Origin of the sequence: Streptomyces sp. NBC_00286 (genome assembly GCF_036173125.1) — a bacterium.
In the GTDB taxonomy this organism is placed as follows: domain Bacteria; phylum Actinomycetota; class Actinomycetes; order Streptomycetales; family Streptomycetaceae; genus Streptomyces.
Window position 1 is genome coordinate 7,960,992 of the sequence record NZ_CP108054.1, and the last position, 13,187, is coordinate 7,974,178.

Consider the following 13,187-nt stretch of genomic DNA (forward strand, 5'->3'; position numbering starts at 1 on the left):
TCTCAGCCCTCCGAGGGGGCGAGGCGCTTGAGCTCCGCCTCGGTCGACTTGAGCAGGTCGTTCCAGGACGCCTCGAACTTCTCGACGCCCTCGTCCTCCAGCAGCTGGACGACCTCGTCGTACGAGATGCCGATCTTCTCGAGCGCGTCGAGGTCGGCGCGGGCCTGCTCGTACGTACCGGCGATGGTGTTGCCGGTGATCTCGCCCTGCTCCTCGGTGGCGAAGAGCGTGGCCTCCGGCATGGTGTTCACCGTGTTCGGCGCGACCAGCTCGTCGACGTACAGGGTGGCCTTGTACGCCTTGTCCTTGACGCCGGTCGAGGCCCACAGCGGACGCTGCTTGTTGGCCTGCGCCTTGTCGAGGGTGGCCCAGCGGTCGGAGGAGAAGACCTCCTCGTACGCCTGGTAGGCGAGCCGCGCGTTGGCGACGCCCGCCTTGCCGCGGGTGGCCTTGGCCTCGTCGGTGCCCATGGCGTCGATCCGCTTGTCGATCTCGGTGTCCACGCGGGACACGAAGAAGGACGCCACCGAGTGAATCTTGGACAGGTCCAGGCCCTTGGCCTTGGCCTTCTCCAGTCCGCTCACGTACGCGTCCATGACCTCGCGGTAGCGGTCCAGCGAGAAGATCAGCGTGACGTTCACGCTGATGCCGTTGCCGATCGTCTCGGTGATCGCCGGGAGGCCCGCCCGGGTGGCCGGGATCTTGATCAGCGTGTTCGGGCGGTCCACCAGCCAGGCGAGCTGCTTGGCCTCGGCGACCGTCGCCCGCGTGTTGTGCGCGAGGCGCGGGTCAACCTCGATCGAGACCCGGCCGTCCTGGCCGCCGGTGGCGTCGAAGACCGGGCGCAGGATGTCGGCGGCGTCGCGGACGTCCGCCGTCGTGATCATGCGGACGGCCTCTTCGACGGTGACCTCACGGGCGGCGAGATCGGCGACCTGCTGCTCGTAGCCGTCACCGCCCGAGATCGCCTTCTGGAAGATCGACGGATTGGTCGTGACGCCCACGACGTGCTGCTGGTCGATCAGTTCGGCGAGGTTGCCGGACGTGATCCGCTTGCGCGACAGGTCGTCCAGCCAGATCGCGACGCCTTCTTCGGAGAGGCGCTTCAGTGCGTCTGTCATGGAAAATGCATCTCCTACGTGTCGTATGTCAGCGTCAGCGCTGGGCTGCGGCGATCGATTCCCGGGCGGCGGAGGCGATGTTCTCGGCAGTGAAGCCGAACTCGCGGAAGAGGACCTTGCCGTCGGCCGAAGCACCGAAGTGCTCCAGGGAAACGATGCGTCCGGCGTCCCCCACGTACTTGTGCCAGGTCAGACCGACCCCGGCCTCGACCGCGACACGCGCCTTGACGGACGGCGGCAGAACGCTGTCCCGGTACCCCTGGTCCTGCTCCTCGAACCACTCCACGGACGGCATGGACACCACCCGCGTCGGCACCCCGGCGGCCTGCAGCTGCTCGCGCGCCTCGACGGCGACGTGCACCTCGGAACCGGTCGCGATGAGCACGACCTGCGGCTCGCCACCCTCTGCGTCGAAGAGCACGTAACCGCCCTTCGCCGCACCCTCGTTGGGCTCGTACGTCGGCACGCCCTGACGGGTCAGCGCGAGACCGTGCGGGGCACCCTTGCCGAACTCCTTGGTGTAGCGCTTGAGGATCTCGCGCCAGGCGATGGCGGTCTCGTTGGCGTCGGCCGGGCGGACGATGTTCAGGCCCGGGATCGCGCGCAGCGAGGCGAGGTGCTCGATCGGCTGGTGCGTGGGGCCGTCCTCGCCGAGACCGATGGAGTCGTGCGTCCATACGTACGTCACCGGCAGGTGCATCAGGGCCGACAGGCGCACCGCGTTGCGCATGTAGTCGGAGAACACCAGGAACGTACCGCCGTAGATACGGGTGTTGCCGTGCAGCGCGATGCCGTTCATCTCCGCGGCCATGGCGTGCTCGCGGATGCCGAAGTGGATCGTGCGGCCGTACGGGTCGGCCTCCGGCAGCGGGTTGCCCTGCGGCAGGAACGAACTCGTCTTGTCGATCGTGGTGTTGTTGGAGCCCGCCAAGTCGGCGGAGCCGCCCCACAGTTCGGGGATGACCGCGCCGAGCGCCTGGAGCACCTTGCCGGAGGCGGCACGCGTGGCGACGCCCTTGCCCGGCTCGAAGACGGGGAGGTGCGACTCCCAGCCCTCGGGCAGCTCGCCCGCGTTGACGCGGTCGAACTCGGCGGCCCGCTGCGGGTTGGCGGTACGCCAGGCGGCGAGTGACTTCTCCCACTCGGCGCGGGCCTCACGGCCGCGGTCGCCCAGCGCGCGCGTGTGCGTGATGACCTCGTCGGCCACCTCGAAGGACTGCTCCGGGTCGAAGCCGAGGACGCGCTTGGTGGCCGCGACCTCGTCGTCGCCGAGCGCCGAGCCGTGCGCGGCCTCGGTGTTCTGCGCGTTCGGGGCAGGCCAGGCGATGATCGAGCGCATCGCGATGAACGACGGCTTGTCGGTGACCGCCTTGGCCTTCTCGATCGCCTCGTACAGTGCGGCCGGGTCGAGGTCGCCGTTCTCCTTCGGCTCGACGCGCTGCACATGCCAGCCGTACGCCTCGTACCGCTTGGCGGTGTCCTCGGAGACGGCCGCCTCGGTGTCGCCCTCGATCGAGATGTGGTTGTCGTCCCACAGCAGGACCAGGTTGCCCAGCTTCTGGTGGCCGGCCATCGACGACGCCTCGGCGGAGATGCCCTCCTGGAGGCAGCCGTCACCGGCGATCGCGTAGATGTAGTGGTCGAAGGGGGAGGCGCCGGGAGCGGCCTCCGGGTCGAACAGGCCGCGCTCGTAGCGGGCGGCCATCGCCATGCCCACCGCGTTGGCGACACCCTGGCCGAGCGGCCCGGTCGTCGTCTCCACGCCCGCCGTGTGCCCGTACTCGGGGTGACCTGGGGTCTTCGACCCCCATGTGCGGAACGCCTTCAGGTCGTCCAGCTCCAGGCCGAATCCGGCGAGGTACAGCTGGGTGTAGAGGGTCAGGGAGGAATGGCCGGCGGAAAGGACGAAACGGTCCCGTCCCGTCCACTCCGGGTCCGCCGGGTCATGCCGCATCACCTTCTGGAAGAGGGTGTACGCGGCGGGTGCCAGGCTCATCGCCGTACCCGGATGGCCGTTGCCGACCTTCTGTACGGCATCGGCGGCCAGGATGCGGGCCGTGTCGACGGCTCGCTGGTCCAATTCGGTCCACTCGAGGTCTGTGGTGGTCGGCTTGGTGCTCACCCTGAGTCAGGGCTCCTCTCCACATGTTCCACATGTCGAATGCCGGTGCACATGCGCGCCCACCGGCCGTTGTCGAGCCTACCCCCGTAGGAACACGCATTTTTTCGAGTCATTCCACAGTGCCGGGTGTGTTCCGGCACCGCCTCCCTGACCGGCGCGTTCCGCGGTCGGGCAGGGAATGAACGTGAATACGCAGCCGGTGATCCGACTGCTCAATCAAGCCGAATCAAGGACTGCCGAGCCCTTCGCGGGGTCCCTTTCAACACGACCCGACCCCCGCGAAGAGCGGGGTCTGGGCAACGTCTACAGTGGCGTGGTACGCGCGGGCCTTTACCCGGAGTTCACACTCGGGGCTCGCTGGGATGTCTCTGTAGGGGTGTACGTGACGGCCGTTGAATCCCGTCCTGCGGGTGTGCTCGAGACGAGTCAGAGCACGAGGCACCGGCCGTTCGGGGCCCGCATCAAGGCGTTCATCGCGCTCACCAAGCCGCGGATCATCGAGCTGCTGCTGATCACCACCGTGCCGGTGATGTTCCTCGCCGAGCAGGGCGTGCCCGACCTTCAGCTCGTCCTCCTCACCTGCGTCGGCGGCTACCTCTCCGCGGGCGGCGCCAACGCGCTCAACATGTACATCGACCGCGACATCGACGCCCTTATGGCGCGCACTTCGCAGCGCCCCCTGGTCACCGGAATGGTCAGCCCCCGCGAGTGCCTGGTCTTCGGCATCTCGCTCGCCGTCATCTCGACTCTCCTGTTCGGCCTGACCGTCAACTGGCTGTCCGCCTGGCTCTCGCTGGGAGCCCTCCTCTTCTACGTCATCGTCTACACGATGATCCTCAAGAGGCGTACGTCGCAGAACATCGTCTGGGGCGGCATCGCCGGCTGTCTGCCCGTCCTCATCGGCTGGTCCTCGGTCACCAACTCCATGTCCTGGGCCCCGGTCATCCTCTTCCTCGTGATGTTCTTCTGGACGCCGCCGCACTACTGGCCGCTGTCCATGAGGGTGCGGGACGACTACGCGCGCGTGGGCGTGCCGATGCTTCCGGTCATCGCCTCCAACAAGGTCGTCGCCCGGCAGATCGTCCTCTACAGCTGGGCGATGGTCGCCGTCTCCCTCCTGCTGACGCCGCTCGGCTACACCGGCTGGTTCTACACGTCCGTCGCCCTGGTGACCGGCGGCTTCTGGCTCTGGGAGGCGCACGGGCTGCAGGCCCGCGCCAAGGACGGGGCCGTGGGCGCGAAGCTCAAGGAGATGCGCCTCTTCCACTGGTCGATCACGTACGTGTCGCTGCTGTTCGTGGCGGTGGCGGTGGATCCCTTCCTCCGGTAGCTCGTTTTCGTACGACTCGTACGGCGACGGGTGGGGGCGTGGTCAAGGCCACGTACCCCGCCCGTCGCCGTTTGATCTACCCGTCGGTAGCATCCTGACCATGGCAGACACGGCAGATACGGCAGACACCCAGCAGGCCGACGAGGCCGCGGACGGCAAGAAGGCCACCGGGGCGGAGCGTCGTGTGGCGCGCCTCACCAAGCAGATCTCGTCCTTCGCCAAGGCCCATGGCGGTGCCGAGGGCCAGATCGCGTATCTGGGACAGCGGGGCGCCCGCATCGTCCTCGTCGGCGAGGACGGCGAATGGGGCGACCTGGTGGCCCCGACCTACGCGATGGCCGAGCAGGCGGCACAGAAGTCCGGCATCACCGTCCACGAGTCCTTCGACGGCGAGTTCGCCGCGAAGGTGAAGACGGGCCCGTACGAGTGGACGCGGATGGCGGGGATCCAGCTGGGCGGCCCGAGCAATACCTGACGCTTCCCGGCGGGGGCGCAGTGAACTGTGCTTCCGCAGAGCAACACCCGACCACCGGCTCACCCGTTAGGACCTGCAAGAGCAGGGCCCAACCGCGGGGGAGTCCCGATGATCGAAACGCCGTCGCTGGTGGACCAGTACTGCCATGGCGTGTTGCGCACTGAGCTGGGCCTTGGCACCTTCGAGGCGCACCTCGCCGGGGGAGAGGGCAGACCCGCGGCGGGCACGACCTTCTTCGACACGCAGACCGGGTTCGCCGTACGCCGCTGGTGCCCGCCCCTGCTCGGTCTGGAGCCGCACTGTTCGCCCGCCCACTATCTCGCGCGGCGCCGTGAGCTGGGCGTGCTGGAGTCGGGGCGCAGGCTGTTGCGGGGCAGCGGGATCACGACCTATCTGGTCGACACCGGGCTGCCGGGCGATCTGACCGGGCCCGGCGAGATGGCCTCGGCCGGAGGCGCCGACGCCCACGAGATCGTCCGCCTGGAACTGCTCGCCGAGCAGGTCGCCGACACCTCCGGAACCGTCGAGTCGTTTCTCGCCAACCTCGCTGAGTCGGTGCACGCAGCGGCGGCCAACGCGGTGGCGTTCACGTCGGTGGCGGGCGTACGGCACGGTCTGGCGCTGGCGCCCGAACCGCCGGACCCCGGTGAGGTGCGGGGCGCGGCGGGCCGCTGGCTCACCGGACGCCGCGTCGGCGGCACCCTGTCCGACCCGGTACTGCTGCGGCACCTCCTGTGGATCGCCGTCGCCTCGGGCCGCCCGCTCCAACTGCATGCGGGACTCGGCGAAGGGGACCTGCGCATCGACCGCACCGACCCCGTCCTGCTCACCGACTTCGCCCGCGCCACGGCCGGCCTCGGCACCGACCTGGTCCTGCTGCACGGCTACCCGTACCACCGGCACGCCGCGCATCTCTCCGAGGTCTTCCCGCATGTGTACGCCGACTTGGGCGCCGCCCTCGTCCGTACGGGCGCCCGCGCCTCCGCCGTACTCTCCGAGATCCTCGAACTCGCCCCCTTCGGCAAGCTCCTCTTCTCCTCCGGCGCCCACGGACTGCCCGAACTCCATGTGGTCGGTGCCCGCCTCTTCCGCGAGGCGCTGGCCCGGGTGCTCGGCACCTGGGTGGCCGAGGGGGCGTGGTCGCTGGCCGACGCACAGCGGGTGGCGGGCCTGATCGCGGCCGGAAACGCGCGACGGGTCTACGGGCTGGAGTGAGCCGCCCGCACCGTGCGCAGACTGTGGGCATGACACGCAGCGACGCGACCGACCGGCTCCTGGACCGCTTCCTCACCGAACTGCGCGACCTGGCCCCCGTCGCCGTATGGGCGCACGGCTCACTCGGCGGTGGCGACTACCAGGAGGGCCGCAGCGACCTGGACCTGGTCGCGGTCCTGGACGACCCGATCACGCCGAGCACGGTGTGGCGGGTGGCGCGGCTGCATGCGCGCCTGCGCAACGAGGCGCTCGTCGCCAAGCTGCACTGCAGCTACCTGACGCCCGGCACGGCGGACGGCGCCGGGCGGCGACACCTCACCTGGGCGCACGAGGAGCTGTTCAAACGGCCGGTCACACCGGTGACCCGGCGTGAGCTGCACGCCTTCGGGCTGGTCCTGCACGGGGAGGCGCCAGCGGCCCTGCTTCCGCCCGTGCCGGACGGTGAGTTGAGCGCCTTCGTCGTACGGGACCAGCGGGACTACTGGCGGCGGGAGGTCGACCGGGTCGGCAACTGGACGCAGGACATCTGGGTGGACCTTGGACTCGTCACGTACGCCCGTGCCGCGGTCACTCTGAAGGACGGGCGGCTGATCACCAAACGGGAGGCGCTGGAGCTGCTGCCGGGACTCAGTGCCCCCGTCGAGGTCGTCGAGGACATTAGACGGCGGCGGTACGAGGGCGATGGTGCGACGCCGAGTGAGGAGTGGACCGTGCGCAGGGCCGAGCTGACCCGGGCCTATCTCGGGCCGGCGATCGACACTCTCGTACGGGCCTACGCGTGACGCACGCGCGCGTGGAGCACGTTTTCGTCTTTACGCGCGCGTGGCGACCGTTTTGTACTTACGCGCGCGTGGCGACCCGTTCCGTCGACTGCCCTGGTTCCGGAACCTCCACGACCTCGTGCCGTTCCCGCAGCGACAGCAGCACCCTAAGGGTCGCGATCCACACCAGGCAGGAGCCGAGCATGTGGGCGCCGACCAGGATCTCGGGGAGGTCCGTGAAGTACTGGACGTAGCCGATGACGCCCTGTGCGAGGAGCACCAGGAAGAGGTCACGGGTGCGGTGGCGGGGGACCTTGGGGGCGTCGACGGCCCGTAGGACGAACCACAGGGCGAAGGCCAGCGTCACCACGATCCAGGCCAGGACGGCGTGCAGCCTGGTGACGTTCTCCCAGTCCAGCGGGATGCGCTCGACCTCCCGCGAGTCACCGGCGTGCGGGCCCGCGCCCGTGACCACCGTGCCCACCGCGATCAGCAGGGCCGTGACGGCGACCAGGGCCCACACGAGCTGCTGCACCGACTTGCCGACCAGCGGGCGCGGTGCCGCGTCGCTCTCGCGGGTGCGCTGCCACATCACCAGGGCCACTGCGATCAACGCGGAGGTCAGCAGGAAGTGGGCGGCGACCGTGTACGGGTTGAGGCCGACCAGGACGACGATGCCGCCGAGCACCGCGTTGCCCATGACGATCCAGAACTGGGCCCAGCCGAGGCGGGTGAGGCCGCGCCGGTACGGCTTCGCGGAGCGGGCGGCGATGATCGCCCAGCCGACCGCCGCGCTCAGGACGTAGGTCAGCAGCCGGTTGCCGAACTCGATGTACCCGTGGATGCCCATCTCGTGCGTGTTGGTCAGCGAGTCCTCGGAGCACTTGGGCCAGGTCGGGCAGCCGAGGCCGGAGCCGGTCAGCCGTACGGCGCCGCCGGTGACCACGATGACCACCGCCATGACGAGCGCGGCGAGGGCCGCTCGCTGAACCGTCCGGGGCTTCGGGGTCCAGCGTTCGGCGATGAAGGCGAGCGGGTTGCGCACGGCCTCGACGGCGTTCGCGCGGGTCAGATTCGGCACGGGCACCATGGTAGGCGGCCGCTTGTGCACGCCTTCACGAGGGGGGAGGCGGCTGCTCCGCCCTGCTCAGGGCTACTCCCCGCTACTCCCCGCTACTCCCAGCGGAAGAAACGGGCGGCGGCAGCGAGGCCCACGACTCCCCAGGCGGCCAGGATTCCGAGGTTCCCCCAGGGCATCCCGGCGCCGTGCTGGAGCACGTCCCTCAGCCCGTCGGAGAGGGCCGAGATGGGCAGCAGGCCGAGCAGGGACTGGGCCGTGTCCGGGAACTTGTCGAGCGGTACGACGACCCCGCCGCCCACGAGCAGCAGCAGGAAGACCAGGTTCGCGGCGGCCAGCGTCGCCTCCGCCTTCAGCGTGCCCGCCATCAGCAGGCCGAGGCCCGAGAAGGCGGCCGTGCCGAGGACGAGCAGGAGCAGGACGGCGAGGGGATTGCCGTGGGGCGACCAGCCGAGGGCGAAGGCGATCACCGTCACCAGGATCACCTGGAGGCTCTCCGTGACCAGCACGGAGAGCGTCTTGGCCGCCATCAGCCCCCAGCGGGGGAGCGGTGAGGTGGCGAGCCGCTTGAGGACGCCGTACCGCCGCTCGAAGCCCGTCGCGATGGCCTGCCCCGTGAACGCCGTCGACATCACCGCGAGCGCCAGGATGCCGGGCGCCAGGAAGTCGACCGCCTCGCCCTCGCCCGTATCGACGATGTCGACCGAGCTGAACAGCACGAGCAGCAGCGTCGGGATGACGACCGTCAGCAGCAGCTGCTCGCCGTTGCGCAGCAGCATCTTCGTCTCGAGGACAGCCTGCGCCGCGATCATGCGGGTCAGCGGGGCCGCCCCCGGCTTCGGGGTGTACGTACCGGCCGTAGTCACGAACGCAGCTCCTTGCCGGTCAATTCCAAGAACACATCCTCCAGGGTGTGCCGTTCCACCGAGATCTTCTCCGGCATCACTCCGTGCTGGGCGCACCAGGAGGTGACGGTCGCGAGCAGTTGGGGGTCGACCTTGCCGCCCACCCGGTAGGCGCCCGGCGTCAGTTCGGCTGCCGTGCAGTCCGCCGGAAGGGCCTTGAGCAGGGAACCTATGTCGAGACCTGGACGGCCGCTGAAGCGGAGCGTGTTCTCGGCGCCGCCGCGGCACAGCTGCTCGGGGGAGCCCTGGGCGATGACCCGGCCGGCGTCGATGATCGCCACGTCGTCGGCGAGTTGCTCGGCCTCGTCCATGTAGTGCGTGGTGAGGATCACCGAGACGCCGTCCGCACGCAGATCGCGTACGAGGTCCCAAGTGGCCCGGCGCGCCTGCGGATCGAGTCCGGCGGTCGGCTCGTCCAGGAAGACCAGTTCGGGCCGGCCGACGACGGCCATCGCGAGCGCGAGCCGCTGCTGCTGGCCGCCGGACAGCCGCCGGTAAGTCGTACGGCCGCAACTGCCGAGGCCCAGGCGCTCGATCAGCGCGTCCACGTCCAGCGGATGCGCGTGCAGTTTGGCCACGTGGCGCAGCATCTCGTCGGCGCGGGCGCCCGAGTAGACGCCGCCGGACTGGAGCATCACGCCGATCCGGGGACGCAGGGCCGCGGCCTCGCGTACCGGGTCGAGCCCCAGTACGCGTACCGTCCCCGAGTCCGGCTTGCGGTACCCCTCGCAGGTCTCGACCGTGGTCGTCTTGCCCGCCCCGTTGGGACCCAGTACGGCGGTGATCCCCGTCCCGGCCACCAGGTCGAGGCCGTCCACCGCGGTCTTCGTGCGGTACCGCTTCACCAGGGCCTGGACCTGGACGACGGGGTCGCTTCGCATGGTCCCGAGTCTAGGTACGCGGCCGGCGTCCGGATCGGGCGGGTTGGTGAACCCCCTGAGAACCCCTGCGATCCCCTCCGCCGGGCTCTTCCGCTCGGTGTGACACGGCACTCCTGACACCGTGCACTTTGGGCTGTTCGGGTGAATCGTATCTAACTGCCATATAGCGATCTTTTGACGGTGCTTCAGTTGTCATGGTCCGCCCAGGGCGGGAGCGGACGTCTTCTCCCTTCCGCAGAAAGGCAGTTGACACATGATCAGAAGCACCTCGTGCTCACGGCTGAGAGCCGCCGCCGGCCTCCTCGCCTTCGGGATGCTGTGCGCAGCCCTCGTCGTGCTCCCCGGCTCATCGCCCGCGAGTGCTCAGCCCGTCGGCCCGGCACTGTTCGACGACTTCAACTACACCGGCTACACCGACCCGCGGATCTCCCAGCACGGCTGGACCCTCAGGTCCGGCCAGGGCGGCCCCGGCGTGCCAGGCGCCACGTGGCGGCCGCAGAACTTCACGTTCGGCACCGAGTCCGGTAACTCGATCATGACGATGCGATCGGGCACCAGCGGGACCGCGAGCACCACCCAGCACACCGAGATCTACCACCAGCGCAAGTTCCACTACGGCACGTACGCCGCGCGGGTCCGCTTCAGCGACGTACCGGTCACCGGACCGGACGGCGACCGCATGGTGCAGACGTTCTTCACCATCTCGCCGCTGAACTTTCCGTTGGATCCGGCCTACAGCGAACTCGACTTCGAGTACCTGCCGAACGGCGGCTGGGGCCGGCCGAGCAGTGCGCTGCTCGCTTCCTCCTGGGAGACGTACTCGGAGACTCCGCCTGCGGAGGTGCACACGACCACCGAGGAGCGGGCCAGTTTCGCCGGGTGGCACAACCTGGTCATCACGGTCGACACCGAGGCGGTCACCTACTACCTCGACGGCCGGCTCTTCGCCCGGCACACCGAGCCGTATCTGCCCGAGTCGTCGATGAGCATCCGCTTCAACCAATGGCTGATCAACCTGACGGGGATCAGCAGCCGGAAGACACGCATGTACGAGGAGAAGGTCGACTACGTGTACTTCGCCAAGGAACAGATCCTCACCCCGGCCGAGGTGACGGCCGCCGTCACCGACTACCGGACGCGGGGGGTGACCTTCGAGGACACCGTTTTCTGAGGTGTTCGCGTACGGCGGGGCGGCTCAGGTCGGAGGGGCCGCCCCGTTCGCGTCGGCGATCGGCAGCAGGGCGGTGAAGGTGGTGCCGTGTCCCTCCTCGGAGCTGACGTGGATCTCGCCGCCGTGGTTCGTCACGATCGTGTGGACGATCGTCAGGCCGAGGCCCGTGCCAGGAATGGCCGCGTCGGTGGCGTTCGAGGCGCGGAAGAACCGCTGGAAGAGCTTCTCCTGTTCGTCGGCGGGGACGCCCATGCCGGTGTCGCTGACGCTCAGGACCGCCTGTCGGTCCCGGGCTTCGGCGCGGACGGTGACCTTCCCGCCCTCCGGGGTGAACTTCACGGCGTTGGACAGCAGGTTCATCAGGACCCGGTCGAGCTGGTCGCTGTCCGCCCGCAGCACCAGGGGCCGGGAGGGGAGTCGCGTCTCCACGGTGATGGAGGCGGCCCCGGCGGTCGGCCGGATGGCGTCGGCCGCCGACGCCACCAGGCGGCACAGGTCGACGGGTCCCTTCTTGGAGCTGAACGCGCCCGACTCGATGCGCGAGAGGGTCAGCAGGTCCTCGATGAGTGTCCGCAGGCGGTTGGCGTTGCGGTCGACGACGTCCAGCATGTGCTGCTGCGGCTCGGTGAGCGGCCCGGTCTCCTCGTCCTTCAGCAGCTCGAGGTACCCGACGATGCTGGTCAGCGGGGTGCGCAGCTCGTGGGAGACGGTGGACAGGAAGTCGCTCTTGGCCTTGTCCAGGGCGCGCAGCTTCTCCACCAGGTGCGTCTCCTGCTTGTAGAGCAGCGCGGTGTGCAGCGCGCGGCCGGCACCGGCGGCCATGAACTCGGCGGTCTCGATCTCCACCGGGCGCCAGGGGCGGTCCTGCCGGGTCCGCGCGAGGAAGACGGCACCGAGCGGCTGGTCACCGACGCCGACCGGGACGACGAGCACGCCGACCAGGCCCAGTGCCTCGGCCGCCGCCCGGGCGTCCGGCGGCAGGGCGCCCTCGCCGAAGGGGCCGGGCGCCCCGGGCAGCGGTGATCCCTCGGTCAGCGCGGTGGGCAGATCGTTGTGGCACCAGGCCGTTCCCCGCCGGTAGTGCTCGCGTACGACCTCGAGGGGGACGGGCGGAATCGGCTGCTCGTGCGCGGGGAGCAGACCTCTGCCCGCACTCCAGGCGCGTGCCACGCGGACGACGGGGCTGTCCTTTTCGGTGAGCAGGACGAAGGCGTGATCGGCGTCCAGGCCCTCGCCGAGTCCGGCGCACGCAGCGTCGAGCACCTTGTCCACGTCGAGGTGCTCCCGGATGTGGATGCCCACCGCCCGTGCGACCCCGGCCAGTTCGGCGCGTTCCTGCTCGATCTCCCGCATCCGGTCGCTCTCGTCGGCGAGCACATTCACCGACCGCGCCACCGCCTTGATCTCCTCCGGTCCCTTCTCCTCCGCCCGCGCCGAGTGGTCGCCCGAGGCCAGCCGGTACAGGGCCAAAACGGTGCTCTGCAGTGGCCGGGTGAGGGCGCGGGTGGTGCGTACCGCCGCGTAGATGGCCAGTGCTCCGCCTGTCGCCATCAGGGCGCCGATGCCCACAGTGCTGAGGTCGAGGATCGTCTCGGCCCGGTCCTCCCGGCGCTCGATGTCGGCGTTGAGCTGTTCCTCCAGCTCGTGGCTGGCGGCATCGAAGGCCGCGAACGGCCGGGCCGCCTGCGTGGTCAGCCGGACGGCCCCTTCGCTGCCGGGGGCGGCCTTCGCCTGCTGGTCGGCGATGCGTACGTAGGCACGTAGGCGACGTTCCTGCGCCGCGAGATTCCGCCGGGCCTCGGCGGGGGCATGCCGCCGGGCCTCGGCGAGGGTGGCGAAGGCCTCGTCACGCGCCTGGACATAGCTGCTGCGCTCCGTCGTGTCGCCGGTGAGCAGATAGGTGCGTACAGAACGGTGCATATGGGCCGCACGATCGTGCACGTCGTGGTTTTCGCGTACTACAGGCGCCAGTTGACCGACGATCTCATCGTGCAGCCTGTCCGCCATTCTGGCGGTGATCAGTGCGCCCGCTCCGACGAGAAGGAGCAGCACGATCAGAAGTCCGAAGGTCGCGGTGAGCCGGCGTGCCACACCGCGCCGCTTGGTGGTGGTCCTCAATGCCGATCAC

Annotated in this window: 11 protein-coding genes; 5 read left to right on the forward strand and 6 right to left on the reverse strand. The window is 69.6% G+C overall.

All coding sequences use genetic code 11. The features are described 5' to 3' along the window. Window positions 1-2: 2 nt before the first annotated feature. Both tal and tkt read right to left on the reverse strand, forming a co-directional pair. Complete coding sequence (gene tal / locus OHT21_RS35950; protein ID WP_328772441.1) at window positions 3-1,121, reverse strand: transaldolase; 1,119 nt, start codon at window positions 1,119-1,121, stop codon at window positions 3-5. Window positions 1,122-1,155: 34 nt separating this feature from the next. Then, on the reverse strand, window positions 1,156-3,243 hold the full coding sequence (tkt, locus tag OHT21_RS35955) for a transketolase (protein ID WP_328772442.1): 2,088 nt from the start codon (window positions 3,241-3,243) through the stop codon (window positions 1,156-1,158). A gap of 376 nt (window positions 3,244-3,619) precedes the next feature. Between tkt and OHT21_RS35960 the strand changes: the two genes are divergently transcribed. The 4 genes from OHT21_RS35960 to OHT21_RS35975 all read left to right on the forward strand — a co-directional run bounded on the left by OHT21_RS35960 (window position 3,620) and on the right by OHT21_RS35975 (window position 7,045). Next, window positions 3,620-4,573, forward strand: coding sequence for a heme o synthase (locus OHT21_RS35960; RefSeq protein WP_328774348.1), 954 nt, complete (start codon window positions 3,620-3,622; stop codon window positions 4,571-4,573). Window positions 4,574-4,673: 100 nt separating this feature from the next. Further along, window positions 4,674-5,048: a hypothetical protein gene (locus OHT21_RS35965; RefSeq protein ID WP_328772443.1), complete on the forward strand. Its 375-nt coding sequence runs from the start codon at window positions 4,674-4,676 to the stop codon at window positions 5,046-5,048. Window positions 5,049-5,156: 108 nt separating this feature from the next. After that, the gene (locus OHT21_RS35970; protein ID WP_328772444.1) at window positions 5,157-6,263 is read left to right on the forward strand and encodes an amidohydrolase family protein; all 1,107 of its coding nucleotides are present in this window, start codon (window positions 5,157-5,159) and stop codon (window positions 6,261-6,263) included. 29 nt (window positions 6,264-6,292) lie between these two features. Then, window positions 6,293-7,045, forward strand: a complete 753-nt coding sequence (locus OHT21_RS35975) for a nucleotidyltransferase domain-containing protein (RefSeq protein WP_328772445.1) — start codon at window positions 6,293-6,295, stop codon at window positions 7,043-7,045. Between the two features lie 58 nt (window positions 7,046-7,103). Here OHT21_RS35975 and OHT21_RS35980 read toward each other — a convergent pair whose 3' ends face one another. The 3 genes from OHT21_RS35980 to OHT21_RS35990 all read right to left on the reverse strand — a co-directional run bounded on the left by OHT21_RS35980 (window position 7,104) and on the right by OHT21_RS35990 (window position 9,888). Beyond that, window positions 7,104-8,114, reverse strand: coding sequence for a COX15/CtaA family protein (locus OHT21_RS35980; protein WP_328772446.1), 1,011 nt, complete (start codon window positions 8,112-8,114; stop codon window positions 7,104-7,106). An 83-nt stretch (window positions 8,115-8,197) separates the two neighbouring features. Further along, a complete protein-coding gene (locus tag OHT21_RS35985; protein ID WP_328774349.1) occupies window positions 8,198-8,914 on the reverse strand; it encodes an ABC transporter permease in 717 nt (238 codons plus the stop codon). Window positions 8,915-8,964: 50 nt separating this feature from the next. Further along, entirely contained in the window at window positions 8,965-9,888 is a 924-nt protein-coding gene (locus OHT21_RS35990; protein ID WP_328772447.1) for an ABC transporter ATP-binding protein, read from the reverse strand. A 253-nt stretch (window positions 9,889-10,141) separates the two neighbouring features. Between OHT21_RS35990 and OHT21_RS35995 the strand changes: the two genes are divergently transcribed. Continuing rightward, window positions 10,142-11,059, forward strand: coding sequence for a glycoside hydrolase family 16 protein (locus OHT21_RS35995; RefSeq protein WP_328772448.1), 918 nt, complete (start codon window positions 10,142-10,144; stop codon window positions 11,057-11,059). A gap of 24 nt (window positions 11,060-11,083) precedes the next feature. Here OHT21_RS35995 and OHT21_RS36000 read toward each other — a convergent pair whose 3' ends face one another. After that, window positions 11,084-13,177 carry a sensor histidine kinase gene (locus tag OHT21_RS36000; protein WP_328772449.1) on the reverse strand — a complete coding sequence of 698 codons (2,094 nt, stop codon included), beginning with the start codon at window positions 13,175-13,177 and terminating at the stop codon, window positions 11,084-11,086. Window positions 13,178-13,187: the final 10 nt, after the last annotated feature.

Coding starts and splice junctions, on each gene's coding strand:
- OHT21_RS35995 (WP_328772448.1), top strand. CDS start 10,142: ATGATCAGAAGCACCTCGTGCTCACGGCTGAGAGCCGCCGCCGGCCTC.
- OHT21_RS35970 (WP_328772444.1), top strand. CDS start 5,157: ATGATCGAAACGCCGTCGCTGGTGGACCAGTACTGCCATGGCGTGTTG.
- OHT21_RS35990 (WP_328772447.1), bottom strand. CDS start 9,888: ATGCGAAGCGACCCCGTCGTCCAGGTCCAGGCCCTGGTGAAGCGGTAC.
- OHT21_RS35975 (WP_328772445.1), top strand. CDS start 6,293: ATGACACGCAGCGACGCGACCGACCGGCTCCTGGACCGCTTCCTCACC.
- OHT21_RS35980 (WP_328772446.1), bottom strand. CDS start 8,114: ATGGTGCCCGTGCCGAATCTGACCCGCGCGAACGCCGTCGAGGCCGTG.
- OHT21_RS35985 (WP_328774349.1), bottom strand. CDS start 8,914: ATGATCGCGGCGCAGGCTGTCCTCGAGACGAAGATGCTGCTGCGCAAC.
- tal (WP_328772441.1), bottom strand. CDS start 1,121: ATGACAGACGCACTGAAGCGCCTCTCCGAAGAAGGCGTCGCGATCTGG.
- OHT21_RS35965 (WP_328772443.1), top strand. CDS start 4,674: ATGGCAGACACGGCAGATACGGCAGACACCCAGCAGGCCGACGAGGCC.